General features: G+C 67.4%; 26 protein-coding genes. 18 read left to right on the plus strand and 8 right to left on the minus strand.

Annotated features, from left to right (window positions below):
- Nucleotides 1-7: 7 nt before the first annotated feature.
- Nucleotides 8-1,024: a Zn-ribbon domain-containing OB-fold protein gene (locus tag G6N49_RS27490; RefSeq protein WP_011857119.1), complete on the minus strand. Its 1,017-nt coding sequence runs from the start codon at nt 1,022-1,024 to the stop codon at nt 8-10.
- Nucleotides 1,025-1,094: 70 nt separating this feature from the next.
- Here G6N49_RS27490 and G6N49_RS27495 point away from each other — a divergent pair, with 70 nt between their 5' ends.
- The 4 genes from G6N49_RS27495 (at nt 1,095) to G6N49_RS27510 (ending at nt 4,484) form a co-directional block, all read left to right on the plus strand.
- Nucleotides 1,095-2,126 (plus strand): LLM class F420-dependent oxidoreductase, encoded by a 1,032-nt coding sequence (locus G6N49_RS27495; RefSeq protein ID WP_011857118.1) that lies wholly within the window; start codon nt 1,095-1,097, stop codon nt 2,124-2,126.
- 52 nt (nt 2,127-2,178) lie between these two features.
- Nucleotides 2,179-2,907: an acetoacetate decarboxylase family protein gene (locus G6N49_RS27500; RefSeq protein WP_011857117.1), complete on the plus strand. Its 729-nt coding sequence runs from the start codon at nt 2,179-2,181 to the stop codon at nt 2,905-2,907.
- A complete protein-coding gene (locus G6N49_RS27505; protein WP_011857116.1) occupies nt 2,904-4,118 on the plus strand; it encodes a cytochrome P450 in 1,215 nt (404 codons plus the stop codon). The genes G6N49_RS27500 and G6N49_RS27505 overlap by 4 nt, the downstream gene beginning before the upstream one ends.
- 90 nt (nt 4,119-4,208) lie before the next feature.
- Entirely contained in the window at nt 4,209-4,484 is a 276-nt protein-coding gene (locus G6N49_RS27510) for a hypothetical protein (protein ID WP_011562007.1), read from the plus strand.
- Nucleotides 4,485-4,554: 70 nt separating this feature from the next.
- On the opposite strand, the gene G6N49_RS27515 is transcribed toward G6N49_RS27510, so the two are convergent.
- Together G6N49_RS27515 and G6N49_RS27520 are read right to left on the minus strand one after the other, a co-directional pair.
- Nucleotides 4,555-5,388, minus strand: coding sequence for a type IV toxin-antitoxin system AbiEi family antitoxin (locus tag G6N49_RS27515; RefSeq protein WP_011857115.1), 834 nt, complete (start codon nt 5,386-5,388; stop codon nt 4,555-4,557).
- 100 nt (nt 5,389-5,488) lie between these two features.
- A complete protein-coding gene (locus G6N49_RS27520) occupies nt 5,489-6,298 on the minus strand; it encodes a crotonase/enoyl-CoA hydratase family protein (protein ID WP_011857114.1) in 810 nt (269 codons plus the stop codon).
- Nucleotides 6,299-6,367: 69 nt separating this feature from the next.
- Between G6N49_RS27520 and G6N49_RS27525 the strand changes: the two genes are divergently transcribed.
- Nucleotides 6,368-8,017, plus strand: a complete 1,650-nt coding sequence (locus tag G6N49_RS27525; protein ID WP_011857113.1) for a medium/long-chain-fatty-acid--CoA/3-oxocholest-4-en-26-oate--CoA ligase — start codon at nt 6,368-6,370, stop codon at nt 8,015-8,017.
- Nucleotides 8,018-8,051: 34 nt separating this feature from the next.
- Entirely contained in the window at nt 8,052-9,173 is a 1,122-nt protein-coding gene (locus G6N49_RS27530) for an NAD(P)H-dependent flavin oxidoreductase (RefSeq protein WP_011857112.1), read from the plus strand.
- 14 nt (nt 9,174-9,187) lie between these two features.
- On the opposite strand, the gene fadD17 is transcribed toward G6N49_RS27530, so the two are convergent.
- Genes fadD17 through G6N49_RS27545 form a run of 3 tightly spaced genes read right to left on the minus strand, consistent with a single transcriptional unit; the run spans nt 9,188 to nt 12,987 of the window.
- Nucleotides 9,188-10,693 (minus strand): long-chain-fatty-acid--CoA ligase FadD17, encoded by a 1,506-nt coding sequence (gene fadD17 / locus G6N49_RS27535; RefSeq protein ID WP_011857111.1) that lies wholly within the window; start codon nt 10,691-10,693, stop codon nt 9,188-9,190.
- Between the two features lie 2 nt (nt 10,694-10,695).
- The gene (locus G6N49_RS27540; protein ID WP_011857110.1) at nt 10,696-11,793 is read right to left on the minus strand and encodes an acyl-CoA dehydrogenase family protein; all 1,098 of its coding nucleotides are present in this window, start codon (nt 11,791-11,793) and stop codon (nt 10,696-10,698) included.
- A 15-nt stretch (nt 11,794-11,808) separates the two neighbouring features.
- The gene (locus G6N49_RS27545; RefSeq protein ID WP_011857109.1) at nt 11,809-12,987 is read right to left on the minus strand and encodes an acyl-CoA dehydrogenase; all 1,179 of its coding nucleotides are present in this window, start codon (nt 12,985-12,987) and stop codon (nt 11,809-11,811) included.
- 179 nt (nt 12,988-13,166) lie between these two features.
- Between G6N49_RS27545 and G6N49_RS27550 the strand changes: the two genes are divergently transcribed.
- The 12 genes from G6N49_RS27550 to G6N49_RS27605 all read left to right on the plus strand — a co-directional run bounded on the left by G6N49_RS27550 (nt 13,167) and on the right by G6N49_RS27605 (nt 25,001).
- A complete protein-coding gene (locus G6N49_RS27550) occupies nt 13,167-13,358 on the plus strand; it encodes a ferredoxin (protein ID WP_011857108.1) in 192 nt (63 codons plus the stop codon).
- 13 nt (nt 13,359-13,371) lie between these two features.
- Nucleotides 13,372-14,292: a 3-oxoacyl-ACP reductase gene (locus tag G6N49_RS27555; RefSeq protein WP_011857107.1), complete on the plus strand. Its 921-nt coding sequence runs from the start codon at nt 13,372-13,374 to the stop codon at nt 14,290-14,292.
- 261 nt (nt 14,293-14,553) lie between these two features.
- Nucleotides 14,554-15,318: an MlaE family ABC transporter permease gene (locus tag G6N49_RS27560; RefSeq protein ID WP_011857106.1), complete on the plus strand. Its 765-nt coding sequence runs from the start codon at nt 14,554-14,556 to the stop codon at nt 15,316-15,318.
- 34 nt (nt 15,319-15,352) lie between these two features.
- The gene (locus G6N49_RS27565; protein ID WP_011857105.1) at nt 15,353-16,195 is read left to right on the plus strand and encodes an MlaE family ABC transporter permease; all 843 of its coding nucleotides are present in this window, start codon (nt 15,353-15,355) and stop codon (nt 16,193-16,195) included.
- 3 nt (nt 16,196-16,198) lie between these two features.
- Entirely contained in the window at nt 16,199-17,401 is a 1,203-nt protein-coding gene (locus G6N49_RS27570) for an MCE family protein (protein ID WP_011857104.1), read from the plus strand.
- A complete protein-coding gene (locus G6N49_RS27575) occupies nt 17,401-18,435 on the plus strand; it encodes an MCE family protein (protein WP_011857103.1) in 1,035 nt (344 codons plus the stop codon). The genes G6N49_RS27570 and G6N49_RS27575 overlap by 1 nt, the downstream gene beginning before the upstream one ends.
- Nucleotides 18,428-19,486: an MCE family protein gene (locus tag G6N49_RS27580; protein WP_011857102.1), complete on the plus strand. Its 1,059-nt coding sequence runs from the start codon at nt 18,428-18,430 to the stop codon at nt 19,484-19,486. The genes G6N49_RS27575 and G6N49_RS27580 overlap by 8 nt, the downstream gene beginning before the upstream one ends.
- Complete coding sequence (locus tag G6N49_RS27585; protein WP_041925168.1) at nt 19,483-20,892, plus strand: MCE family protein; 1,410 nt, start codon at nt 19,483-19,485, stop codon at nt 20,890-20,892. The genes G6N49_RS27580 and G6N49_RS27585 overlap by 4 nt, the downstream gene beginning before the upstream one ends.
- Complete coding sequence (locus G6N49_RS27590) at nt 20,889-22,076, plus strand: MCE family protein (RefSeq protein WP_083044863.1); 1,188 nt, start codon at nt 20,889-20,891, stop codon at nt 22,074-22,076. The genes G6N49_RS27585 and G6N49_RS27590 overlap by 4 nt, the downstream gene beginning before the upstream one ends.
- Nucleotides 22,076-23,818, plus strand: a complete 1,743-nt coding sequence (locus tag G6N49_RS27595) for an MCE family protein (protein WP_011857099.1) — start codon at nt 22,076-22,078, stop codon at nt 23,816-23,818. Before G6N49_RS27590 ends, G6N49_RS27595 begins: the two co-directional genes overlap by 1 nt.
- A complete protein-coding gene (locus tag G6N49_RS27600; protein ID WP_011857098.1) occupies nt 23,818-24,507 on the plus strand; it encodes an Rv1363c family protein in 690 nt (229 codons plus the stop codon). The genes G6N49_RS27595 and G6N49_RS27600 overlap by 1 nt, the downstream gene beginning before the upstream one ends.
- On the plus strand, nt 24,507-25,001 hold the full coding sequence (locus G6N49_RS27605) for an Rv1363c family protein (protein WP_011857097.1): 495 nt from the start codon (nt 24,507-24,509) through the stop codon (nt 24,999-25,001). The genes G6N49_RS27600 and G6N49_RS27605 overlap by 1 nt, the downstream gene beginning before the upstream one ends.
- On the opposite strand, the gene G6N49_RS27610 is transcribed toward G6N49_RS27605, so the two are convergent.
- Nucleotides 24,988-26,439 (minus strand): alpha,alpha-trehalose-phosphate synthase (UDP-forming), encoded by a 1,452-nt coding sequence (locus G6N49_RS27610; RefSeq protein ID WP_083044862.1) that lies wholly within the window; start codon nt 26,437-26,439, stop codon nt 24,988-24,990. The genes G6N49_RS27605 and G6N49_RS27610 overlap by 14 nt on opposite strands.
- Nucleotides 26,440-26,604 (minus strand): hypothetical protein, encoded by a 165-nt coding sequence (locus G6N49_RS29250; protein WP_011561985.1) that lies wholly within the window; start codon nt 26,602-26,604, stop codon nt 26,440-26,442. It abuts the gene before it with no gap.
- Nucleotides 26,605-26,651 lie beyond the last annotated feature (47 nt).

Genomic DNA, 26,651 nt, shown 5'->3' on the forward strand with positions numbered 1-26,651 from the left:
GGCCCCTCTACAGGTGATGCTTGTAAGTGTCGTATTCGGCGTCGGGCTCACCCGTCGGCCGGAAATGGCTGATGTTGTCGATGCCCAGACCCCACTCCTCGCGGGGCTTCCACACCGCCTCGACCCGCATGCCCATCCGCACCTGATCGGCCTCGATCTCGGTGACCAGATGCAGGAAGGGGATGTCGGCGCCGTCGAGCAACACGTACGCCGCGACGTAGGGCGGTTTGATGCGCTGGCCGGCGAACGGGATGTTGATGATCGCGAACGTCGTGACGGTGCCCCGGTCGGGCAGTTCGACGAACTCGGTGGTGGGCCGGCCGGTCGCCGGATCCGCCTCGCGCGGAGGGAAATACAGCTTGCCGTCCTTGCCGGTGCGGGCGCCCAGGAGCTTGCCCTCCTCGAGGGCGCGCAGGAACGTGCTCTCCGGCGCCGACGCGGTGTGCTGGATCTCGATGCTGCTGGGTGTCACCAGCATCGTCACCGGGTCCTTGTCTGTTTGTGCTCCTCGCGTGCGCGGGTCGGACGGTTTGCCCTCCGGTTCGGCGTCCTCCCCGAGGGCGAAGAACGCGATGTCCGTGATCGCCCCGACCGGTTCGTCGACCCAGTGCGCATGCACCCGCGTGCCCGCACTGATCGCATCGGCGTCACCGGCGTCGACCGCGTGCAGCATCGGGGTGTCGGCGCCGTCGAGTTTGATCAGCGCCCACGCGAACGGCCGGTCGAGCGGCTGACCCTCGAGCGGGGCCGGCTGCCACGTCCACGAGACGACGGTGCCCACACCGGCCACCGGTACGATCTCCGTCAACCGTTCGTAGGTCACCGGGTCGTATTCGGCCGGCGGCACGTGCACACGTCCGTCGGAGCCCCGCACGCCGACGATGCGCTTGTCGCGCAGGGCGGTGAAGAACTGGCCGAGCAGTGGCCCGACCGAACGGGTGTAGTCGAAGGACAACTTCAGCGGCGCCGAGAGGGGCGGTTCATGCGTCTCGATCAGCGCCGGGCTGCTTTGGCTGGCGGTCACAGCTCAAAGTAGAACAGGTTCTAACTATGGTTTCAAGGGACCAGCTAGACAGGCTAGGGAAGGCAACGCAATGAAGCTCGGACTCCAGCTTGGCTATTGGGGAGCGCAACCGCCCACCAATCACGCCGAACTCGTCGCCGCCGCCGAAGAGGCGGGTTTCGACACCGTCTTCACCGCGGAGGCGTGGGGTTCGGATGCCTACACCCCGCTGGCATGGCTGGGTTCGTCGACGCAACGGATGCGCCTCGGCACGTCGGTCGTCCAGCTCTCCGCGCGTACGCCCACCGCGTGCGCGATGGCGGCGTTGACGCTCGACCACCTGTCCGGTGGGCGCCACATCCTTGGGCTCGGGGTGTCCGGGCCGCAGGTGGTGGAGGGCTGGTACGGCCAGCGCTTCCCGAAACCACTGGCTCGCACGCGTGAGTACGTGAACATCCTGCGCCAGGTCTGGGCGCGTGAGGCGCCGGTGACCAGCGACGGCCCGCACTATTCGCTGCCCCTGACCGGCGAGGGGACCACCGGGCTGGGCAAACCGCTCAAGCCGATCACCCATCCGCTGCGGTCCGACATCCCGATCATGCTGGGGGCCGAAGGGCCGAAGAACGTCGCGCTGGCCGCCGAGATCTGCGACGGCTGGTTGCCGATCTTCTACACCCCGCGGATGGCCGACACGTACAACTCGTGGCTCGACGAGGGCTTCGCCCGGCCCGGCGCCCGGCGCCGCCGCGAGGACTTCGAGATCTGCGCGACGGCACAGGTCGTCATCACCGACGACCGGCCAGCCACCTTCGAGATGATGAAACCCTTCCTCGCGCTGTACATGGGCGGGATGGGCGCCGAGGACACCAACTTCCACGCCGACGTGTACCGCCGGATGGGGTACGGGGAGGTGGTCGACGACGTCACGAAGCTGTTCCGCAGCAACCGTAAAGACGAGGCGGCCAAGGTGATTCCGGACGAACTCGTGGACGACGCCGCCATCGTCGGCGACGTCGACCACGTGCGTGAGCAGATCAAGCTCTGGGAAGCCGCCGGGGTGACGATGATGGTGGTCAGCGCCCGCTCTGCCGAGCAGGTCCGGGAACTCGCCGCGCTCGTCTGAGGCGGGTGAACACTTCTTGCGAGTTGTCTAGAACACGTTCTAGATTGACCGGATGACGGATACGGTCTCGCAACACACGATCGCAGGCACTGTGCTCACCATGCCGGTGCGCATCCGCAAGGCCAACACCCACGTCGCGATGTTCTCCGTCGCGGCGCCGGCCGCCCAGCGGATGATCGACTACACCGGCCTGCGGGTGTGCGAGTACCTGCCCGGGCGGGCGGTCGTCATGCTCATGTTGGTGCGCTACGTCGACGGTGACCTGGGCAAGTACCACGAATTCGGCACGGCCGTCATGGTCAACCCGCCGGGTTCGACCGCGAAGGGTCCGGGTGCGCTGGCCTCCGCCGCGGCGTTCATCCACCACCTGCCCGTCGACCAGTCCTTCACCCTGGAGGCCGGCCGTCGCATCTGGGGCTTCCCGAAGATCATGGCCGATTTCACGGTGCGCGAGACCCCGCGTTTCGACTTCGAGGTCAGCGAGAACGGCACGTTCATCGCCGGCATCGAGTTCGCCCGCGGTGTGCCGATCCCGTCGGCGGTCACCGCGCGTCCCCAGGTGCTCAAGACCTACAGCCACACCGACGGCGTCCTGCGCGAGATCCCCTGGGAGATGCGCAACAGCGGGATGTCGGTGCGGTTGGGCGGCGCGCGCCTCCGCCTCGGTGACCACCCGTATGCGCGCGAACTCGCCGCACTCGGTTTGCCGAAACGGGCGTTCGCGAGCCAGGCGTCTGCCAATGTCGAGATGACCTTCGGTGATGCACAGGAGATTCGATGACACAGGTCCTTCCCAGCACCAAACCCGACGTCGATCTGACCGACGGCACCTTCTACGCCGACGGGCCGGCCGCACGCGAGGCGTACCGCTGGATGCGGGCCAACCAGCCGGTGTTCCGCGACCGCAACGGGCTGGCGGCGGCGACGACGTATCAGGCCGTCCTCGACGCGGAGCGCAATCCGGAGCTGTTCTCGTCGACCGGCGGTATCCGGCCCGATCAGCCGGGGATGCCGTACATGATCGACATGGACGACCCCGCACACCTGTTGCGCCGCAAGCTCGTCAACTCCGGGTTCACCCGCAAGCGGGTCATGGACAAGGTGCCCTCGATCGAGCGGTTGTGCGACACGCTGATCGATGCGGTGTGCGAACGCGGTGAGGCCGACTTCGTCCGCGACATCGCCGCCCCGCTGCCGATGGCCGTGATCGGCGACATGCTCGGCGTCCTGCCCCAAGAGCGCGACATGCTGCTCACCTGGTCCGACGATCTGGTCAGTGGGTTGAGCTCGCATGTCGACGAGGCGGCGATCCAGAAGCTGATGGACACGTTCGCCGCCTACACCGCGTTCACCATGGACGTGATCGCCAAGCGGCGCGCCGAGCCGACCGACGATCTGTTCTCCGTGCTGGTCAACGCGGAGGTCGAGGGTTCGCGGATGACCGACGACGAGATCGTCTTCGAGACCCTGCTCATCCTGATCGGCGGGGACGAGACGACGCGGCACACCCTGTCCGGCGGCACCGAGCAGATCCTGCGGCATCGCGATCAGTGGGAGCAGTTGGTCGCGGATGTGGACCTGCTGCCCGGCGCGATCGAGGAAATGCTGCGGTGGACGTCGCCGGTGAAGAACATGTGCCGCACGCTCACCGCCGACACCGAATTACACGGCACCGAGCTGAAATCGGGCGAGAAGATCATGCTGATGTTCGAGTCGGCGAACTTCGACGAATCTGTTTTCGACAACCCTGATGCGTTCCGTATCGATCGGAATCCCAACAGCCACTTGGCGTTCGGATTCGGCACGCACTTCTGCCTGGGTAATCAGCTGGCCCGGCTGGAGCTGCGGTTGATGCTGACGAAGGTGCTGGACCGGCTGCCCGATCTGCGGCTGGCCGACGACGCCACCGTCCCGCTGCGGCCGGCCAACTTCGTCAGCGGCCCCGAGTCGATGCCGGTGGTGTTCACGCCGACCAGGCGCGTGCTCGACTGACAGCAACTTCCCACCCGCTGCGCACCAGCGCCACATGGTGCGAGCCGAAGCTTCGAGTATCGCCTGTTGTAGCGATCAGAGGAGCTGAAGATGACTATTTCGAAGATGCGTCGGATGGTCGGTGGCGCAACCCTGTGCGCAGGAGTGCTCGCCGCGACGATCGGGTTCGGTAACGGGGTGGCGCAAGCGGCGGTGCCACCTGGGGCGACCGTCCCGGCTGCGCCCATCGTCGCCACCGATACCGGATTCGCGGGACACCGGGGCGGATACGGATACCACCCCGGGCACGCGTTCTTCGTCCCGCGGCCGTATTACGACACGTGGTTTGCGCCGTGGCCGTACGGATTCCGCGGTTACTACCGCTGACGTCCTCCCGTGAAAGCGGGCGCCGAACGTGCGCCCACCGCGATTTCTCGGCGGATTTCTCGCAGTGAGCTCACGTTCGGCGGGCCCAGGCGGCCTGTAGCCGACGGACGATGCCACCCTCGGTGTCCCGTGAGCTGACCCGGATGTCGATCCACCCGAGTTCGGTGACGTCGTCATGCCGGTGGATGTCCTTGTGGAATCGGTCCGGGCCGCGATGGTGAGCGCCTTCGTAATCGAGGGCGACCTTGATGTCCTCCCATCCCATGTCGAGCACGGCGACGAGGACGCCGTATCCGTCATACACGGGAATCTGCGTGGTCGGCGGCGGGAAACCGTTGCGGATGACCAGGAGTCGCAGCCACGTCTCGCGGGGCGATTCGGCGCCCGGGTCGACGAGCGTGAGAACGTTGTGCGCGTTGCGGATTCCGCGGCGGCCGGGGTATCGCTCGGCCAGTGGGGTGACGTCGGCGACCTTCAGATGTGTGGCGCGGGCGAGTGCGTCGATCGCCGCGACGGCGCGGTCGAGCGGATACCGCGCCGCCAGGTCGAGTGCGGTGCGGGCGGGCGTCGTCACCCGGATGCCACCCAGGATCTGGACCTCGTCGTCGACGAAGCGATCCGACCACGTCCGCACACCGGGTGGTGGTCGCCGGTTGGACCACAACACCTCGGCCGTCGAGGCGTCGACCCACTTGGCGCCGTGCAGGGCCGCCGCCGATTGACCGGCGACCACACCTTGGCGGCGTGACCACAGCCAGGCGGCCTTCGCGCGTTGGGTCGCGGTCATCTCGGCGTGCGTCGGCTCGTAGACGTCCGGGTGGACGGCGCGGAAGCGGCTACGCAGCGCATAAGGCGTCAAGGCGCCCGACGTGACCGCCTCACTGCCGATGAATGGTTCCCCCATGCGGGGAGTGTGCCGACGGGCACCGACACTGCATCGAACGTGCGCTCACTGCGAGAAAATGCCCAGGTTTTCGCACTCAGCGCACGTTCGGCGCGAGGGCCTACTTCATCTTGAAGTTCGGCGCCCGCTTCTCCTTGAACGCCCGCGGGCCCTCCTTGGCGTCTTCGGAGAGGAAGACCTCGATGCCGATCTTGGCGTCGATCTTGAACGCCTCGTTCTCGTGCAGGCCTTCCGTCTCGCGGATGGACCGCAGGATCGCCTGCACGGCCAGTGGGCCGTTGTTGTTGATCACCTCGGCGATCTCGAGTGCCTTGTCCAGCGCCGTGCCGTCGGGGACGACGTAACCGATCAGCCCGTACTCCTTGGCCTCGGCGGCGGTGATGTGCCGTCCGGTCAGCAGCAGGTCGCACGCGATCGTGTACGGGATCTGGCGAACCAGGCGCACTGCCGAGCCACCCATCGGGTACAGGCTCCACTTGGCCTCGGAGATCCCGAACTTCGCGCTCTCGCCGGCCACCCGGATATCGGTGCCCTGCAGGATCTCCGTACCGCCGGCGATCGCCGGACCCTCGACGGCGGCGATCAGTGGTTTGGTCAGCCGGCGGCCCTTGAGCAGACCGTCGATGCGCGACGGGTCGTAGCTGCCGTCCTTGAACGAGTCGCCCGGCGGTTTGGCCGTCGCGGCCTTGAGGTCCATCCCGGCACAGAAGTAGCCACCGGCGCCGGTGAGGATGCACGAGCGGATCTCCGGATCGTTGTCGACCCGGTCCCACGCGTCGACCATGATCGAGAGCATCTCGGTCGAAAGCGCGTTTCGCGACTCCGGCCGGTTCAAGGTCACGACCAGCGTGTGTCCGCGCTGCTCAACGAGTGCGTCGGGTTGCTTTTCGGTGACTTGCGCGTCGCTCACAGACAGTCCGCCTTCCAGCGTCGATGCCACAGACTTGTCAGGAAATGTAACACGTTCTAGTTTGGGTCCGTGGCCCTGAACATCGCCGATCTTGCCGAGCACGCCATCGACGCCGTGCCAGACCGTGTCGCCCTGATCAGCGGCGACGAAACGCTGACCTACGGCGAACTCGAGGAGAGAGCCAACCGCCTGGCGCACTACCTGATCGACCGGGGCGTGAAGAAGGACGACAAGGTCGGTCTGTACTGCCGCAACCGCATCGAGATCGTGATCGGGATGGTCGGCATCGTCAAGGCCGGCGCCATCGCGGTCAACGTCAACTTCCGCTACGTCGAGGGGGAGTTGCGGTACCTGTTCGAGAACTCCGACATGGTGGCGCTGATCCACGAGCGTCAGTACAGCCCCCGCGTCGCCAACGTCCTGCCCGACATGCCGGGCCTGAAGACGGTGCTGGTGGTCGAGGACGGCAGCAGTGAGGACTTCTCCTCCTACGGCGGTGTCGAGTTCTACGCGGCGCTGGAACAGGGTTCGCCCGAACGCGATTTCGGCCCACGCAGCGAAGACGACATCTACCTGCTGTACACGGGCGGCACCACCGGCTTCCCGAAGGGCGTGATGTGGCGCCACGAGGACATCTACCGGGTGTTGTTCGGCGGCACCGACTTCGCCACCGGCGAGCCGATCGCCGATGAGTACGGCCTGGCCAAGCAGGCAGCCGAGAACGCCCCGATGATCCGCTACCCGATTCCGCCGATGATCCACGGCGCCACGCAGTCGGCGACGTGGATGGCGCTGTTCGCCGGGCAGACGGTGGTGCTGGTGCCCGAGTTCGACCCGGAAGAGGTGTGGCGCACCTGTGCCGAGCACAAGGTGAACCTGCTGTTCTTCACCGGTGACGCGATGGCCCGCCCGTTGCTCGACGCGCTCGTCGCCCACCAGGAGAGCGGCGAGGAGTTCGACCTGTCGAACCTGTTCCTGTTGGCCAGCACCGCGGCGTTGTTCTCGCCCGCGCTGAAGGATCAGCTGCTCGAATTGCTGCCCAACCGGATCATCACCGACTCGATCGGCTCGTCGGAGACCGGTTTCGGTGGATCGAGTGTCGTCACCAAGGGGCAGACCCACACCGGCGGCCCTCGGGTGACGATCGACAAGAACGTCGCGGTGATCGACGACGACGGCAACTTCGTCGAACCCGGCAGCGGTGTGCGCGGGATGATCGCCAAATCCGGTCACATCCCCGTCGGGTACTACAAGGACGAGAAGAAGACAGCCGAGACCTTCCGCACCATCAACGGTGTGCGGTACGCGATCCCGGGTGACTACGCCACCGTCGAGGCGGATGGCAGCGTGACGATGCTCGGCCGTGGATCCCAGTCGATCAACAGCGGTGGCGAGAAGATCTACCCCGAAGAGGTCGAGGGTGCGCTCAAGGGCCACCCCGACGTGTTCGACGCGCTGGTGGTCGGCGTCCCCGACGACCGCTTCGGCCAGTGCGTCGCCGCCGTGATCGCCCGCCGTGAGGGCGCCACCCCGACGCTGAGCGAGCTGGATGCCTTCGTGCGCAACGAGATCGCGGGATACAAGGTGCCCCGCAAGATCTGGTGGGCCGACGAGATCCAGCGCACCCCGGCCGGTAAACCCGACTACCGCTGGGCCAAGGAACAGACCGAGTCGCGTCCCGCGGACGAGACCCACGCCAACCACGTTGGAGCGAAATAGTGCCAGGGCGAGCGAAGCGACGGGAGAAATGACAATGCGTACCGAACTGTGTGACCGCTTCGGCATCGAGTATCCGATCTTCGTCTTCACGCCCTCGGAGAAGGTCGCGGCCGCCGTCACCCGCGCCGGCGGGATGGGTGTGCTCGGGTGTGTGCGGTTCAACGACTCCGACGACCTCGAGAACGTCCTTCAGTGGATGGACGAGAACACTCTCGGCAAGCCCTACGGGGTCGACGTCGTGATGCCCGCGAAGATCCCGACCGAGGGCACCGCGGTCGACATCAACAAGCTGATCCCGAAGACGCATCGGGAGTTCGTCGACAAGACGCTCGCCGATCTCGGGGTGCCGCCGCTGCCCGAGGACGAGGCCCGCAACGAAGGTGTGCTGGGCTGGCTGCACTCGGTGGCCAGGTCGCATGTGGAGGTCGGCCTCAAGCATCCGATCAAGTTGATCGCCAACGCGTTGGGTTCGCCGCCGAAGGACGTCATCGACCAGGTGCACGAGGCGGGTGTGCCGGTCGCGGCACTGGCGGGCAGCGCCAAACATGCGCAGCGGCATGTCGACAACGGCGTCGACATCGTCGTTGCCCAGGGCCATGAGGCCGGTGGGCACACAGGTGAGATCGGTTCGATGGTGCTGTGGCCGGAGATCGTCGACGCACTCGACGGTCGAGCGCCGGTGCTCGCCGCCGGCGGTATCGGAACGGGGCGTCAGGTCGCGGCCGCGCTCGCGCTCGGCGCGTCCGGGGTGTGGATGGGGTCGGCGTTCCTGACGGCGGCGGAATACGATCTCGGACACCGCAAACCGAGCGGCGTGTCGACCATCCAGGAGGCGATGCTGCGCGCCACCTCCAGCGACACCGTTCGCCGGCGGATCTACACCGGTAAGCCGGCCCGGCTGCTGAAGACGAAGTGGACCGAGGCCTGGGACGCCCCCGACGCTCCCGAACCGCTGCCGATGCCGCTGCAGAACATCCTCGTCAGCGAGGCGCATCAGCGGATGAACGAGTCGGACAACCCGGACACGGTGTCGATGCCGGTCGGTCAGATCGTCGGCCGGATGAACGAGATCCGCCCGGTCGCCGACATCATCGCCGAACTGGTGTCGGGCTTCGAAGAGGCCTCGAAGAGGTTGGACGGCATCCGCGAAGGCTGACGTGTTCGGCCACGCTACCGCCGGATCTCGAACACCGGGTCCGCGCAGTCGGTGCCCTCGGCCGACAGATGCCGTTTGAGCACCTTGAACGTCTCGGTGCGCGGTAGCTCCGCACTGACGCGAACGTACGACGGCCACTGCTTCGGCCCCAGATCCGACTGCTCGGCGAGGAACGCCTGGAACTTCTCGACGTCGAATTCCCGGCCCGGCGCCAACACGACTGCCGCCATCACGCGGTCACCCACCGCGGGGTCGGGGACCGGGAAGACGGCCACTTCGGTGATGTCGTTGTGCCGCAGCAGTATCCGCTCGATCGGCGCAGTACCGAGGTTCTCCCCGTCGACCCGCATCCAATCGCCGAGGCGGCCCGCGAAATAGATGAACCCGTTCTCGTCGCAGTACGCCAGGTCGCCGCTGTGATACATCCCGCCGGCCATCCGCTGGGCCTCGGCGGCTTCGTCGTTGTAGTAGCCGCGGAACTGCCCCCGTCCGTTGGGGTTCACCAACTCACCGACCCTGCCGGGTGGGCACCGTTGACCGGTGTCGACGTCGACGATCGCCACGTCGTCGGTGAGCGGGCCGAGAGACCCCTCGGGGGTGTCGGGCGTCCGGGCGATCGCCACCCCACCCTCGGTCGAGCCGAAGCCGTCGACGACGACGACGCCGAACCGGCGCGCGAACCGGTCCAGATCGCGCGGCGCACCCTCGTTGCCGTACAGGATCTTGAGCGGATTGTCCGCATCGTCGGGGCGCGGCGGTGTGGCGAGAATGTAGGACAGCGGCTTGCCGACGTAGTTGGCGTACGTCGCGCCATACCGGCGGACGTCCGGAATGAACTGGGACGCCGAGAATTTGCGGCGCAGCGCGAGCGAACCGCCGGCGGCAACCCCGACGGCCCATCCGGCCATCACCGCGTTCGAGTGGAACAGCGGCATCGACAGGTAGCAGACATCCGACGGGCCGAGCCCGAACCGGTCGGCGAGCATCCGCCCCGGGAACGCCACCTTCTCATTCGTCACCCGGACGGCCTTCGGTTCCCCGCTCGTGCCGGAGGTGAAGATCAACATGAACAGGTCGTCGGGATCCGGGTTCCCGAACCGCACCGGGGCGTCGTCGTGGGCGGCCAATTCGCTGCGCCATTGCGGCGATTCGACGTCGATGAACTCGACACCCTCGGGCACCTGGGCGCCGCCGTCGTCGGCGAGCACCACCTGACAGTCGGCGCGGGCGATGTCACTGGCCAACGCCGCACCGCGTCGCGTCGGGTTCAAACCAACCGGGACCAGACCCGACAGCGCGGCCGCGACGAGCACGCTGGAGAAGAACGGGGTGTTGCCGAGCAGCACGCCGACGTGCGGCGGCCGGTCGGGATCCAACCGAGCCCGCAGCGCCGCCGCGACAGCCGCCGCGGACCGGATGTGCTCGCGCCAGCTGACGAACTCGCCGTCGGCGTGGATCCCGCGGTCGTCGACGTCGGCCAACGGCGCCAACAGATCCGAGACGGTGGGGGCAGCGCCCACGGTCACACCGGGGTGTCGGCCAGTTCGCGGCCGATGCGAAGCAACTGTCCCGTCGCGCCGCCGACCGCGAACTCGGTTTGCTTGGCCGCCAGGAAGTACCGGTGGATCGGGTGGTCGGTGTCGATGCCGACGCCCCCGTGCACGTGTACCGCGGTGTGCGCGACGCGGTGCCCGGCCTCGGCCGCCCAGAACGCCGCACTCGCCACGTCGATGTCGGCGGGCAGCCCCTCCGAGACGCGCCACGCCGCCTGGGTCAGGGTCAGGCGCAGGCCCTTGATGTCGATGTAGCCGTCGGCGAGCCGCTGCGAGACCGCCTGGAAGCTGCCGATCGGCCGCTCGAACTGTTCACGTTCACGGGCGTAGGTGGCGGTCAGTTCCAGCGCCCGTTCCAGCACCCCGAGCTGCAATGCCGCGCGGCCGAGACCATGCCGCAGGGTCAACCACGCCAACGCCTCGGCGCCACCGACGACGCGCGAACCGTCGACCTCGACCCCCGAGAGTTCCAGGTGGCCGACGCTGCCGTGTCCGGTGGTGTCCAGTGCGCTCACCGTCACGCCGGAGTCGCCCGCGGCGACCAGGAAGACCTTCACGCCACCGTCGGTCTCAGCCGGAACCAGGAACGCATCGGCCATCGGGCCGAAGGGCACCAGGGTGCGCGAACCCGTGAGTCGGTAGCCGGAACCGTCGGGCTGAGCCTGCACCGGACCCTGTCCCATCTCGCCCTCGAGCGCTATGGTCAGAACCTTCTCACCCGCTATGGCCGGGCGCGCCCAATCCTGTTGTAGCCGAGTCGAACCGGATTCCGCTATCGCTCCGGCGGCGAGCACCACCGATTCCAGATACGGCACCGCGGACAGCTGGCGGCCCAGCGCGATGAGCACGGCCACCTCCTCGAGAACCCCGAACCCGCCGCCGCCCAACGCCTCCGGCGCCGTTGTGGACAGCGCGTCCGCGTCGATCAGCTTGCGCCACAGATCGCGGTCGAAACGTTGCTCGAGACCGTCGAGGTCACGCTGATGCTCAGGGGTGCACACCGATTCGGTGATGGTGCGCACCAGGCCGCCGAGATCGGCTGCGGCTTCAGGTCTTGAAAAGTCCATGTGAAATCTCCGCTCTTACCGGTTGACCCGGGGCAGGCCGAGCGCGACCATGCCGATGATGTCGCGCTGGATCTCGTTGGTGCCGCCACCGAACGTCAGGATCAGGCACGACCGGTGCATCCGCTCGACGCGGCCGCGCAGCAGCGCGCCGGGGGAGTTGGGGCGCAACGTGGCCGCGGTGCCCAGCACCTCCATCAGCAGGCGGTAGGCCTCGGTGGCCAACTCGGTGCCGAAGACCTTGGCCGCCGATGCGTCGGCCGGCGACGGCGCCGCCTCGGTGGAGGCGAGCTCCCAGTTGATCAGTTTGAGGACTTCGGCTTTGGCGTGCACGCGGGCCAGGTTCAGCTGCACCCACTCGGAGTCGATCAGCCGTCGGCCGTGGGCGTCCTTGGTGTTCTGCGCCCACTCCCGCACCCCGTCGAGCGCGACGAAGATCGGCTGCGCGGACACCAGCGCGACGCGCTCGTGGTTGAGCTGATTGGTGACCAGCTTCCAGCCCGCGTTCTCCTCGCCGACCAGATTCGACACCGGCACCCGGACGTCCTGGTAATAGGTGGCGCTGGTGTCCACACCCGACATCGTGTGCACCGGTGTCCAGGAGAATCCCTCGGCGGTGGTCGGCACGATCAGCATCGAGATGCCGCGGTGCTTCTTGGCTTCGGGATTGGTCCGCACCGCCAACCAGACGTAGTCGGCGTAGGCGATCAGCGACGTCCACATCTTCTGGCCGTTGATGACGTAGTCGTCACCGTCGCGTACCGCGGTGGTGCGCAGCGACGCGAGGTCGGTGCCCGCACCGGGTTCGGAGTAACCGATCGAGAAGTGCAGATCTCCCGACGCGATCTTGGGCAGGAAGAACTTCTTCTGGTCCTCGGTGCCGAACGCCATGATCGTCGGCGCGACGCTGTTGATCGTCAGGAACGGCACCGGCACGTTCGCGATCGCGGCCTCGTCGTTGAAGATCAGGCCGTCCATCGGCGGGCGCGCCTGGCCGCCGAACTCCTTGGGCCACGACAGCGTCAGCCAGCCGTCCTTGCCCATCTGCGCGACCGTCTCGCGATAGACGTTGCCGCGGCCCATCTCACCGTCGTTGCTCGCCAGGGCCTCGGCGCGCTCGGGCGTCATGAGTTTGGTGAAGTACGACCGCAGTTCGCGGCGCAACTCCTCCTGCTCGGGGGTGTAGCCGATCCGCATCGCGCCGTCCTCACTGTGCCGCTTCTGGGTGTGCCCCGGGGGCCTCCCGCTCCACCCGGTTGTAACACGTTCTAGTCTTGGGGTCCAGACCGGTGTTGTGCACACGCCGCCCCGGCGGGTCGTATTCTGACCCCGAAGTTCGGGCGGACGGTCCGCACAGCTGTCGCGAGGAGGTTGTCATGCGAGTGGAAGTCGACCGGGATCGCTGTGAAGGCAATGCGGTCTGCGTGGGAATTGCCCCGGACCTGTTCGATCTGGACGACGACGATTACGCCGTCGTCAAGCAGGATCCGGTGCCCGCCGGCATGGAGGACCTGGCCGAGCAGGCGATCGCCGAGTGCCCGCGCGCAGCCCTGAACCGCAGAGACTAGAGGTATTCATAAAGTGACGACTCCCAGCACCGACCTGACCGATCTGTCCGGCCGCGTCGCCGTCGTGACGGGCGCCGCCGCCGGGCTGGGGCGCGCCGAGGCGATCGGCCTGGCCGCCGCCGGCGCCACCGTGGTCGTCAACGACATGGCCGCCGCCCTGGACGCCTCCGACGTCCTCGACGAGATCGCCGCCGCCGGCTCCAAAGGGATCGCGGTCGCCGGTGACATCAGCCAGCGTTCGACCGCCGACGAACTGGTCGAGACCGCCGAAGGGCTGGGCGGTTTGAACGTCGTCGTCAACAACGCGGGCATCACGCGCGACCGCATCCTGTTCAACATGTCCGACGAGGAGTGGGACGCAGTGATCGCGGTCCACCTGCGTGGACATTTCCTGCTGACGCGCAACGCCGCCACCTACTGGCGGGCGAAGGCGAAGGCCGGCGACGGCACGGTGTACGGCCGCATCGTCAACACCTCGTCGGAGGCGGGCCTCTCGGGTCCGGTGGGCCAGCCCAACTACGGGGCGGCCAAGGCGGGCATCACCGCGTTGACCCTGTCGGCGGCCCGCGCGCTGGACCGGTTCGGGGTCCGCGCCAATGCGATCGCGCCGCGGGCCAGGACCGCGATGACCGCGGGTGTGTTCGGCGATGCGCCCGACACGACCGGCGGGGTCGACCCGCTGTCGACCGACCACGTGGTGACTTTGGTGCGGTTCCTGGCCTCTCCGGCGTCGGAAGGGGTCAACGGGCAGCTGTTCATCGTCTACGGCCCGAAGGTGACGTTGGTGGCGGCACCCGTCGCGGAGGCGCACTTCGCGGCGGAATCCGACGCGTGGGACCTCGGGGACCTGACTGAGACGTTGCGGGGGTACTTTGCTGATCGCGACCCCGAACGTGGATTCTCGGCCACTGCGCTGATGGAGTCGCGAGACTGACAGTCTTGGTTGTCACGCCCGGATTCAAGATAGAACACGTTACAGAATGACTTGGATCACACTTGCTTTGACCTGCGTAAATATCCCACTGACGACGGATTTCGTCGTTCTTTGACACCGCGAACGTGTTCTAGTTAATATGATCCGGCTCACTGAGCGCAACGTCCGAACCAGGGGTGGGAAGGCCGTCCCGGCGAAAATTCACCAGATCTTCGCCGCGACCGGAGTTCGCCGCACCCCACCCCGAGAACGGAGCCGAGGTTGATCGAACAGCTCGCGGCACCGGCCCGGGCGGTGGGCGGATTCGTCGATATGTCCATCGACACTTTCGTGAAGATGTTCCGCAGGCCGTTCCAGTTCCGGGAGTTCCTCGACCAGACGTGGATGATCGCGCGGGTCTCGTTGATCCCGACGCTGCTGGTCGCCATCCCCTTCACGGTTCTGGTGGCGTTCACGCTCAACATCCTGCTGCGCGAGATCGGTGCCGCCGATCTGTCGGGCGCCGGCACCGCCTTCGGCACCATCACCCAGCTCGGTCCGGTTGTCACGGTGCTCGTCGTGGCCGGAGCGGGTGCCACCGCCATCTGCGCCGACCTGGGCGCCCGCACGATCCGCGAAGAGATCGACGCGATGCGCGTCCTGGGCATCGACCCGATCCAGCGCCTCGTGGTGCCCCGCGTGCTGGCCTCGACGTTCGTCGCGCTGCTGCTCAACGGATTGGTGTGTGCGATCGGCCTGGCCGGCGGGTACGTGTTCTCGGTCTTCCTGCAGGGCGTGAACCCGGGCGCCTTCATCAACGGGCTGACGGTGCTCACCGGGTTGGGCGAGTTGGTGCTGGCCGAGATCAAGGCGCTGCTGTTCGGCGTGGTCGCCGGGCTGGTCGGCTGCTACCGCGGACTGACCGTCCAGGGCGGCCCCAAGGGTGTGGGCATCGCCGTGAACGAGACCGTGGTCTACGCCTTCATCTGCCTGTTCGTCATCAACGTGATCATGACCGCTGTCGGCGTCCGGGTCCTGGTGCGGTAGCAACCATGGGCATTCACGCGAATAAGACGGCATCATGAGTTTCGACGCGACAGTTCGACTGCGCCGCGTCTTCCGCTGGGTGCCCGGCGCGGTGGACACCGTGGGTGAGCAGGCGCTCTTCTACGGCGAGACGATTCGTTACATCCCCAACGCGCTGACCCGGTACCGCAAGGAGACCATCCGGCTCATCGCCGAGATGACGATGGGCGCCGGCGCGTTGGTGATGATCGGCGGCACGGTCGGTGTCGCGGCGTTCCTCACGTTGGCCTCCGGCGGTGTGATCGCCGTTCAGGGCTACTCGTCGCTCGGCAACATCGGTATCGAGGCGCTGACCGGATTCCTGTCGGCCTTCCTCAACGTCCGCATCGTCGCGCCGGTCATCGCCGGGATCGCGCTGGCAGCCACGATCGGCGCGGGCACCACCGCGCAACTGGGCGCCATGCGCGTCGCCGAGGAGATCGACGCCGTGGAGACGATGGCCGTGCACTCGGTGTCGTATCTGGTCTCGACGCGTCTGATGGCCGGGTTGATCGCGATCGTCCCGCTGTACTCCCTGTCCGTGCTCGCCGCGTTCTTCGCCGCACGATTCACGACGGTGTTCATCAACGGACAGTCCGCCGGCCTCTACGACCACTACTTCAACACGTTCCTGGTGCCCAGTGACCTGCTGTGGTCGTTCCTGCAGGCCATCGTCATGTCGATCGCGGTGATGCTCGTGCACACCTACTACGGCTACAACGCCTCGGGCGGGCCGGTCGGGGTCGGTATCGCCGTCGGCCAGGCCGTGCGGACGTCGCTGATCGTGGTCGTCACCATCACCCTGTTCATCTCGCTCGCCGTCTACGGCGCCTCCGGCAACTTCAACCTGTCGGGGTAGGCGATGCCAGATATCGACGCAAAGCGCAGTCACGTACGCATCGCCGCCGCGATCATGGCGTCGATCATCGTCGCCGCCGCGGTGTTCACCTACCTGTCGTACACCGCGGCGTTCACCTCGACCGACACCGTCACCGTCTTCTCACCGCGCGCCGGGCTGGTCATGGAGACCGATGCGAAGGTCAAGTACCGCGGCATCCAGATCGGCAAGGTCAAGGAGATCGAGTACGCCGGGGACCAGGCGAAGCTGACCCTGGCCATCCGCAGCGACGAGATGAAGTACATCCCGGCCAACGCCCCCGTGCGCATCGCGGGTACGACGGTGTTCGGCGCCAAGGCCGTCGAGTTCATCCCGCCGGAGAAGGCGCAGCAGACGTCGTTGCGGCCCGGGGCCGAAGTGCAGGCCTCCGACGTCCAACTCGAGGTCAACACGCTGTTCCAGACCCTGACCGATGTGCTCGGCAAGATCGACCCGATCAACCTCAACGCCACCATCAGCGCGCTGGGGGAGGGCTTACGCGGTAACGGCGACGATGTGGGCGCCCTGCTCGAGGGCCTCAATTACTACGTGGCGCGGCTGAACCCGAAGCTGCCCACACTGCAGGAGGACTTCCGCAGGGCCGCCGAGGTGACCAACATCTACGGCGACGCCGGCCCGGACATCGCGCGGATCCTCGACAACGCCCCGACGATCAGCAACACGATCGTCGACCAGCAGGACAACCTCAATGCGACACTGCTGGCCGCCACGGGTCTGGCCAACAACGGCACCGCCACGCTGGAACCGGCCGCCGACAACTACATCGCGGCGATCCAGCGGTTGCGGGCGCCGTTGAAGGTGGCCGGTGAGTACTCCCCGGTGATCGGCTGCGTGCTCAAGGGCACCGCCGTCGCCGTCGAGCGGTTCGCCCCGATCATCGGCGGTATCCGGCCGGGCCTGTTCGTGTCCTCGAACTTCCTCCCCGGCTCACCGGCGTACACGTACCCGGAGAGCCTGCCCATCGTCAACGCCTCCGGCGGTCCCAACTGCCGCGGCCTGCCGGACGTGCCCAACAAGCAGTACGGCGGCTCCTGGTACCACACCCCGTTCGTGGTCACCGACAACGCCTATGTGCCGTACCAGCCGAACACCGAGCTGCAGTTCGACGCTCCCTCGACGCTGCAGTTCCTGTTCAACGGCGCGTTCGCGGAGAAGGACGAGTACTGATGAAGCGCGACGGAAACCTGCTCAACGTCGGCATCTTCACCGTGGTGATGCTGCTGGTCGCGGCGGCGCTCGTCGTGGTGTTCGGCGAGTTCCGGTTCGCCTCGGGCAACTCGTATCACGCCAACTTCACCGAGGCGTCGCGGCTGAAGGCCGGACAGGACGTGCGGATCGCCGGCGTTCCGGTCGGCACGGTGAAGGACGTCAAACTCAACGAGGACAACACCGTCGACGTCGCATTCGACGTCAGCGACAAGTACCAGCTCTACACCTCGACCAGGGCCGTCGTCCGCTACGAGAACCTGGTCGGCGACCGTTATCTCGAGATCACCAGTGGGCCGGGCGAACTGCGGAAGCTGCCGCCCGGGTCGACCATCCCCAAGCAGAACACCCAGCCGGCACTCGACCTCGACGCGCTGTTGGGCGGGCTGCGCCCGGTGCTCAAGGGTCTCGACGGCGCGAAGGTCAACGAGCTCAGCAGCGCGGTGATCGAACTCCTGCAGGGACAGGGCGGTGCGCTGTCGAACCTGTTGGCGACCACCGGCTCGTTCAGCCAGAACCTGGCCGCCCGCGAGCAGCTCATCGGAGACGTGATCACGAACCTCAACACCGTGCTGGGCACCGTCGACGAGAAGGGTGCTCAGTTCGACGCGAGCGTCGACCGGCTGCAGCAGCTGATCACCGGGCTCGCACAGGGACGGGACCCGATCGCGGGTGCCATCGAACCGCTCGCCACCGCGGAGAACGATCTGACCGAGATGCTGGAGGTGTCCCGGCGACCCCTGCAGGGTGTCATCGAGAACGCGCGGCCGCTGGCCCAGGCCCTCGACAACCGGAAGGCCGATGTCAACAAGGTGATCGAACCGCTCGCCGAGAACTACCTGCGGCTCAACGCCCTCGGCGCCTACGGGTCCTTCTTCAACATCTTCTATTGCTCGACCCGGCTGAAGATCAACGGTCCCGCCGGTAGCGACATCCTGATCCCGGTCGGTGGCCCGCCGGATCCGTCCAAGGGGAGGTGCTCCGAAAATGGCTAGACCCGACAGCACCAATCCGCTCCGCACCGGAATCTTCGGCATCGTCCTGGTGACCTGCCTGGTGCTGGTGTCGTTCGGCTACACCGGCCTGCCGTTCTTCCCGCAGGGCAAGTCGTACGAGGCGTACTTCACCGACGCCGGCGGGATCACGCCCGGCAACGACGTGAACGTCTCCGGTATCACGGTCGGCAAGGTCGACGGCGTGGAACTTGCCGGCGACGCGGCCAAGGTGAATTTCACCGTCGACCGCGAGGTGCGGGTCGGGGACCAGTCGATGGTCGCGATCAAGACCGACACCGTGCTCGGTGAGAAATCGCTGTCGGTCACGCCGCAGGGCGCCGGCTCGTCGACGGTGATCCCGTTGGGGCGCACCACAACCCCGTACACGCTCAACACCGCGCTGCAGGACCTCGGCCAGAACGTCGGCGAGTTGGACAAGCCGCGGTTCGAGCAGGCGCTGGCCACACTGACCGACTCGCTGCGCGAAGCCACCCCTGCGCTGCGCGGCGCGCTCGACGGCATCACCGATCTGTCCCGCAGCATCAACGAGCGCGACGAGGCGCTCGAGCAGTTGCTCGGCCACGCCAAGCGGGTCTCGGACACGCTGGCGCAGCGGGCCGGTCAGGTCAACCAGCTGATCACCGACGGCAACCTGCTCTTCGCCGCACTCGACGAGCGGCGCCAGGCGCTGAGCAACCTGATCGCCGGGATCGACGATGTGTCAGAACAACTGTCGGGGTTCGTCAACGACAACCGCCGCGAGTTCCGGCCCGCGCTCGAGAAGCTCAACCTGGTGATGGACAACCTGCTCGAGCGTCGCGAGCACATCGGGGAGGCCCTGCGCAGACTGCCGCCGTACGCGACCGCGCTCGGCGAGGTCGTCGGTTCGGGACCCGGCTTCCAGATCAACCTGTACGGCCTGCCGCCTGCCCCCATCGCCGAAGTCCTGCTGGACACCTACTTCCAGCCCGGCAAACTGCCGGACAGCCTGTCGGACCTGCTTCGCGGATACATCTCGGAGCGCATGATCATCAGGCCGAAGTCGCCATGACCCGAGGGGATTCAGTGAAGTCGCGCGGCCGTTGGATGCGGGTGGGCCTGGCGGCCCTGCTCGTGGTGACGCTGGCCGTCGGCGTCTACCTGGTGTGGCCGTCGCGTACCGGCAACAAGATCACCGCCTATTTCACCTCGGCGGTCGGCCTGTACCCGGGTGACGAGGTGCGCATCGTCGGCGTCCCCGTCGGCAAGATCGACTCGATCGACCCGCGGGCCGAAGACGTCAAGGTGACGATGACGCTCGACCACGGTGTGCAGGTGCCCGCCGACGCCAAGGCGCTGATGATCGCACCGAACCTGGTCGCCGCACGGTTCATCCAGCTCACGCCGGCCTACACCGGCGGTCCGGTCATGCAGGACGGCGCGGCCATCGGCCTGGACCGCACCGCGGTTCCGGTCGAGTGGGACGAGGTCAAGGAACAGCTGACCGCGCTCAGCGCACAACTGGGCCCGCAGCAGGGTTCGATGCAGGGCCCGCTGAGCGCGTTCGTCAACCAGGCCGCCGACACCTTCGACGGCAACGGCGACTCGTTCCGGCAGGCGCTGCGCGAACTGTCCCAGACCGCGGGCCGTCTCGGCGATTCCCGCACCGACCTGTTCGGTACCGTGCGCAACCTCCAGGTGCTGGTGAACGCGCTGTCGAACAGCAACGAGCAGATCGTGCAGTTCTCCAACCACGTGGCCTCGGTGTCGCAGGTCCTCGCCGAGAGCACCGCCGACCTCGACAACACACTGGGCACGCTCAACCAGGCGCTGGTCGACGTCCGCGACCTCCTCGACGAGAGCAACGATGCGCTGATCGGACAGATCGGCCGGTTGGCGGACTTCACCCAGATCCTCACCGACCACAGCGAGGACATCGAGCAGATTCTGCACGTGACGCCCAACGGTCTGGCCAACTTCTACAACATCTACAACCCGGCCCAGGGCACCGTCGGCGGTCTGCTGACACTGCCGAACTTCGCCAACCCGGTGCAGTTCATCTGCGGTGGCACCTTCGACGCGGGCGCGACGCCGGACAACTACAAGCGCGCCGAGATCTGCCGTCAGCGCATGGGTCCGGTGTTCAAGCGGATCGCGATGAACTTCCCGCCGCTGCTGTTCCATCCGATCAACAGCATCACCGCGTACAAGGGTCAGATCCTCTACGACACCCCGGAGACCGAGGCCAAGGCAAGGACGCCGGTGCCCTACCTGCAGTGGCAGAACGCGCCGGGCGTCACCCCGCCGGACCCCGCGGCCGCCGAAGCGGATCTCAACGCGCTGTTCCTGCCGCCCGCCCCGGCGGCGCCCGCCGCACCGGCTGCCCCGGCGGCTCCCGCGGCACCACCGCCACCCCCGGGTAACTCCCTCAACGGCGTCCCGTTGGGACCGCTGCCGGCCGAGGGAGGTGCTGGATGATCGTGCGAGGCAAGGTTTCTCGTGTCGGTTACCGGTCGATCGCGCTGGGCAGCGGGGCCCTGCTGTTGGCGGGGTGTCAGTTCGGCGGCCTGAACTCGTTGAACATGCCCGGCACCGCGGGTCACGGCGCGGGGTCCTACAAGATCAGCGTCGAGCTGCCCGATGTGTCGACGCTGCCGCAGAACTCGCCGGTGATGATCGACGACGTCACGGTGGGCAGCGTCTCCGGTATCAACGCCGTGCAGCGGTCCGACGGCACGTTCTACGCGGCCGTCGAATTGGCCCTCGACGGCAACGTCAACCTGCCCGAGAACTCGACCGCCAAGGTGGCCCAGACCTCGCTGCTGGGCAGCCAGCACATCGAGCTGGCACCGCCGCAGGACGAACCGGAGATCGGCAAGCTCAGGGAGGGCTCGCAGATCCCGCTCGAGCGGACCGGCCGCTACCCGACCACCGAAGAGGTGCTGTCCTCGCTCGGCGTCGTGGTCAACAAGGGCAATCTCGGTGCGCTGCAGGACATCACCGACGAGGCGTACGCCGCGGTGGCGGGCCGCCAGGACAGCTTCACCGATCTGGTCCCGCGCCTCGCCGAGCTGACGACGTCGCTGGACCGCCAGACCGGCGACATCATCGCCGCGGCCGAGGGACTCAACCGCTTCGCCGGAATCCTGGCCCGCAGCAGGGACAGCCTCGGACGCACGCTCGACACACTGCCGGCCGCGCTGGACGTGCTCAACAAGAACCGCGCCAACATCGTCGACGCGTTCGCCGCGTTGCGCAGCTTCGCGATCGTGGGATCCCGGATCCTGTCGCAGACCAAGGACGACTTCGCCGCGGACTTCAAGGACCTCTACCCGGTGATCAAGTCGCTCAACGACAACGTCGACGACTTCATCAAGTCCCTCGAGTTCCTGCCGACGTTCCCGTTCCACTACAAGTACCTGCGTAACGCGGTGCGCGGCGACTATCTGAACGTGTTCACCACGTTCGACCTGACGCTGCGCCGGATCGGGGAGTCGGTGTTCACCACCTCACTCGGACTCGACCCGAACATGAAGCGGATCAGCGAGGTCGTCAATCCGCCGGACTTCCTCACCGGCGCGATGGCCAACCTGTCGGGTCAGGCGGCGGATCCGTTCAAGATCCCGCCCGGCACGGCGACCCAACACGAGGCGGCGCCCTGATGCTGACCCGGCTGACCAAACTGCAACTGTCGATCTTCGCCGTCGTCACGGTCCTCACCGTCGGCGCGATCTCGCTGTTCTATCTGCACCTGCCTGCCGCGGTCGGCATCGGGGCCTACGACGTCACCGCCAAGTTCACCGCCGGCGGTGGCCTCTACGAGAACGCCAACGTCACCTACCGGGGCGTGACGGTCGGCCGGGTCGAGAAGGTGGGGCTGGCCGACGACGGGGTCGTCGCCTCGATGCGGCTCAACAGCGGCACCCCGGTGCCGGAGAACGTCACCGCGACGGTCAAGAGCGTCTCGGCGATCGGTGAGCAGTACATCGACCTGGTACCGCCGGAGCGGGTTTCGCAATCGATGCTGCGCGACGGGGCGAACATCGGACTGGACCGCACCGCGATCGGCCAGGACATCTCCGGGCTCCTCGAGGAAGCCGACCGGCTGGTCAGCAGCATCGGCGACAGCAGGATCCAGGAGGTGCTGCGCGAGACGTTCAAGGCGTTCAACGGCTCCGGTCCCGAGCTGTCGCGGCTGATCCAGTCTTCGCGGTTGCTGGTCGACGAGGCCAACGCGAACTACGACGAGGTCTCACAGCTGATCGACCAGGCGGGTCCGTTCCTCGAGGCGCAGATCCGTAGCGGCGAAGACATCCGCGCGCTGGCCGACGGATTGGCCGACGTCACCGGCAACGTGGCCGGCGCGGATTCGCAGCTGCGCACGACTCTGCAGACGGTGCCCGGCACCACCCGGGCGGCCAACACGACGTTCGAGGGCATCCGGCCGACCTTCCCGGTGCTGGCCGCCAACCTCGCGAACTTCGGCCGCATCGGCGTCATCTACAACAAGTCGCTCGAGCAGGCACTGGTGATCTTCCCGGCGCTGCTGGCCGCGCTGAACACCGTCGCAGGCGGTGTGCCGCAGGACGAGGGCGGCAAACTGGACTTCAAGATCCACCTCAACGATCCGCCCACCTGCTCGGTGGGCTTCCTGCCACCGACGGCGATCCGCACGCCGGCCGACACGACGCTGCGCGACCTGCCGGGGGATCTTTATTGCAAGGCCCCGCACAACGACCCGACCGTCGTACGCGGCGCCCGCAACTACCCGTGCATGGAGTTCCCGGGCAAGCGTGCGCCCACCGTGGCCCTGTGCCGCGATCCCAAGGGTTTCGTGCCGATCGGCAGCAATCCGTGGCGCGGACCGCCGGTGCCCATCGGTGAACCGATCCAGGATCCGCGGATGATCCTGCCGCAGAACAAGTTCCCGTTCATCCCCCCGCAGGTGGACCCCGATCCGGGGCCGCCGGCGGTGCAGCTGCCGCCGGGTGTGGCGCCCGGTCCGGGACCGGCTCCGCACGCGCCGTTCCCGCTTCCGGTGCCGCCGAGTGACCCGGGTGTTCCGGTGCCGCTGCCGTACTACGGGCCGCCGGATCACCTCGTCCCGCCCTACGGCCGCCCACCACCGGCGCCACCGCCACCGCCACCGTCGCTGGCTCCGCCGCCACCGGCCGATGCACCGCCGGTGCCTGCGCCGGAACCGCCGCCGGGACCGGGTCCGCTGCCGGGTCCGCTACCCGCGGAGGCCCCGCTGGCCAGTGGTCCGATGACGGCCAGCTACGACTCCAGGACGGGCGTGTTCGCCGATCCCGCCGGCGGGATTGGCGTGTACGCCCCGGGCGCTGACAAACTGGCGCCTGCGGAAAACTGGGCAGACCTGATGATGGCTCCAAGGCAGATGTGATGACTGAACAATCGGCTTCGACCACGAAGCCGGTGCGCCGGCGCGCGTCCCGCGCGGCCGGCCCGGCGAACGGCACCGTCAGTGAGACGGTGGCCGCCGACCTGCGGGTCGAGGCACCGGCGACCATCCGGGTGCGCAGCCCGCGTCCGGCGGCGCCCCCACCGCGCCGTCAGCCGCACCGCAGGCTGGTCGCGGCGGTGGCGCTGGGCGGGCTCGCGGTCGTGCTGGCCGCGGTGACCACGCTGGTCGGGGTGTGGTCGGCGCAGCAAAGCGATGCCGACGCGACACAGGCCCGTCAGCAGCGGTTCGTCGACACCGCGGCGCAGACCGTGGTCAACATGTTCAGCTACACCCAGGACACCATCGACGAGAGCGTGAACCGGTTCGTCGACGGCACCAGCGGTCCGCTGCGCGACATGCTCAGCCAGGGCGAGAACGTCGACAACCTCAAGGCGCTGTTCCGTGAGACCGAGGCCAGCTCCGAGGCCGTCATCAACGGTGCCGCGCTGGAGAAACTCGACGACATCGCCGACAACGCCTCGGTGCTGGTGGCGGTGCGCGTGACGATCACCGACATCGACGGCAACAACCAACCGTCGCAGCCGTACCGGTTGCGGGTGATCGTCCACGAGGACGACAACGGCCACATGACCGGGTACGACCTGAAGTACCCCGACGGCGGTAACTGATGGGGAAGTGGTCGACCCGGCTGGCGGGTGTGGTGAGCGTGCTGTGCGCGGTGGCCTTCGTGGCGCTGGCCGCGGTGGGCGGCTCGCTGTTCTGGGAACGTGTCGAGACGCGCGGTGCGCAGCAGGCCGCGGCCGAACTGGCTCCGCTGGCGGCCGAGCAGATGCCGAAGGTCTTCGGCTACGACTACCAGACCGTCGAGCGCAGCCTGACCGAGGCGTACGCCATGCTGGCACCGGAGTTCCGCCAGGAGTTCCGTGACCGCGCCACCAAGGACATCATCCCGCAGGCGCGGGAACGTCAGGTGGTCAGCCAGGCCAACGTCGTCGGCGTCGGTGTGCTTGACGCGCAACGGGATTCGGCGCAGGTGATGGTGTACCTGAACCGCACCGTCATCGAGAAGAACGGTAAGCCGATCTACGACGGCAGCCGGCTGCGCGTCGACTACGCCAAGGTCGACGGCCGGTGGCTGATCGACTACATCACGCCGATTTAGTATCGGCGAGCGCGTCGAGGAACGCCCTGGCCCACCGGTCGACGTCATGGGCGAGGACCTGCCTGCGCAGCGCCCGCATCCGACGGCGGCCCTCTTCCGGGTCCTGATTCAGCGCCGCCTCGATGGCATCCTTGACACCTTCGAGGTGGTGCGGGTTGGCCAGGTAGGCCTGACGGAGTTCGGCCGCGGCGCCGGTGAATTCGCTGAGCACCAACGCGCCGCCGAGGTCGCTGCGGCACGCCACGTACTCCTTGGCGACCAGGTTCATCCCGTCGCGCAGCGGGGTGACGAGCATGACGTCGGCGGCGACGAAGAACGCGATCAGCTCGTCGCGGGGGACCGGCCGGTGCAGATAGTGCACGATCGGGTGGCCGACGTCGCCGAACTCACCGTTGATGTGGCCGACCTGGCGCTCGATGTCCTCACGCATGGCGATGTAGCTCTCGACGCGTTCCCGGCTGGGTGTCGCCAACTGGATGAGCACGGTGTCGTTCCTGTCGACGCGGCCGTCCTCGAGCAGTTCGGAGAACGCCTCGAGGCGCACGTTGATGCCCTTGGTGTAGTCGAGGCGGTCCACGCCGAGCAGGATCTTGCGCGGGTTGCCCAGTTCGTTGCGGATCTCGCGGGCGCGCTGGCGCACGCTGCGGTTACGCGCCTTGCTGTCGAGTTCGGCCGAGTCGATCGAGATCGGGAACGCACCGACCTTCACCGTGCGGAACCCGACCTGCACCTCGCCGAAGCGCGACCGCACACCCACGCTGGCGCGCGAGGTGTTGGCGCCGGTCAGCCTGCGGGACAGGTACAGGAAGTTCTGCGCACCGCCGGGCAGGTGGAAACCGACGAGGTCCGCGCCGAGCAGACCCTCGATGATCTCGGTGCGCCACGGCATCTGCATGAACAGCTCGACCGGCGGGAACGGGATGTGCAGGAAGAAACCGATCGTCAGGTCGGGCCGCAACATCCGCAGCATCTTCGGCACCAACTGCAGTTGGTAGTCCTGGACCCAGACGGTGGCCCCCTGTGCGGCGGCGCGGGCGGTCGCCTCGGCGAACCGCCGGTTGACCTCGACGTAGCGGTCCCACCACTTGCGGTGGTAGATCGGTTTGACGATCAGGTCGTGGTAGAGCGGCCAGAGGGTGGCGTTGGAGAAACCCTCGTAGTAGTCGGCGACGTCATCGGCCGACAGGGCGACCGGGTAGAGCTGTAGACCGTCCTCTTCGATGGGGTCCTCGGGGCTGTCCGGGATGCCGGCCCACCCGATCCACGCGCCGCGGCGTTTGCGCAGCAGCGGTTCGAGCGCGGTGACCAGACCGCCGGGACTCCGTTTGATGGACGTGCTGCCGTCGGGCAGCCGTTCCATGTCGATCGGCAGCCGGTTGGCCACCACGACGAAGTCGGAGTCTCCGGAGCCGACGCCTGGGTCGCCCTCCGAAGCCACCTACGCCTCGAGCTTCGACGGTCCGATGCCGAGCATGGACAAGAAGACGCGACATTCGTCGGCGTCGACGGCGTACGCGGCGACGACTTTGCGGGCTTGGCGCGCGGTGCTGTCGGCCAGCGGCTCGACGTCGCCGATATCGGCTGGATCAGACTTTGCAGGCATGTTCCAACTCTAGGCGACCGGCGCGCGGGCCTGCGACACGCCCGCGT

The organism is Mycolicibacterium monacense, assembly GCF_010731575.1.
GTDB classification, from domain to species: domain Bacteria; phylum Actinomycetota; class Actinomycetes; order Mycobacteriales; family Mycobacteriaceae; genus Mycobacterium; species Mycobacterium monacense.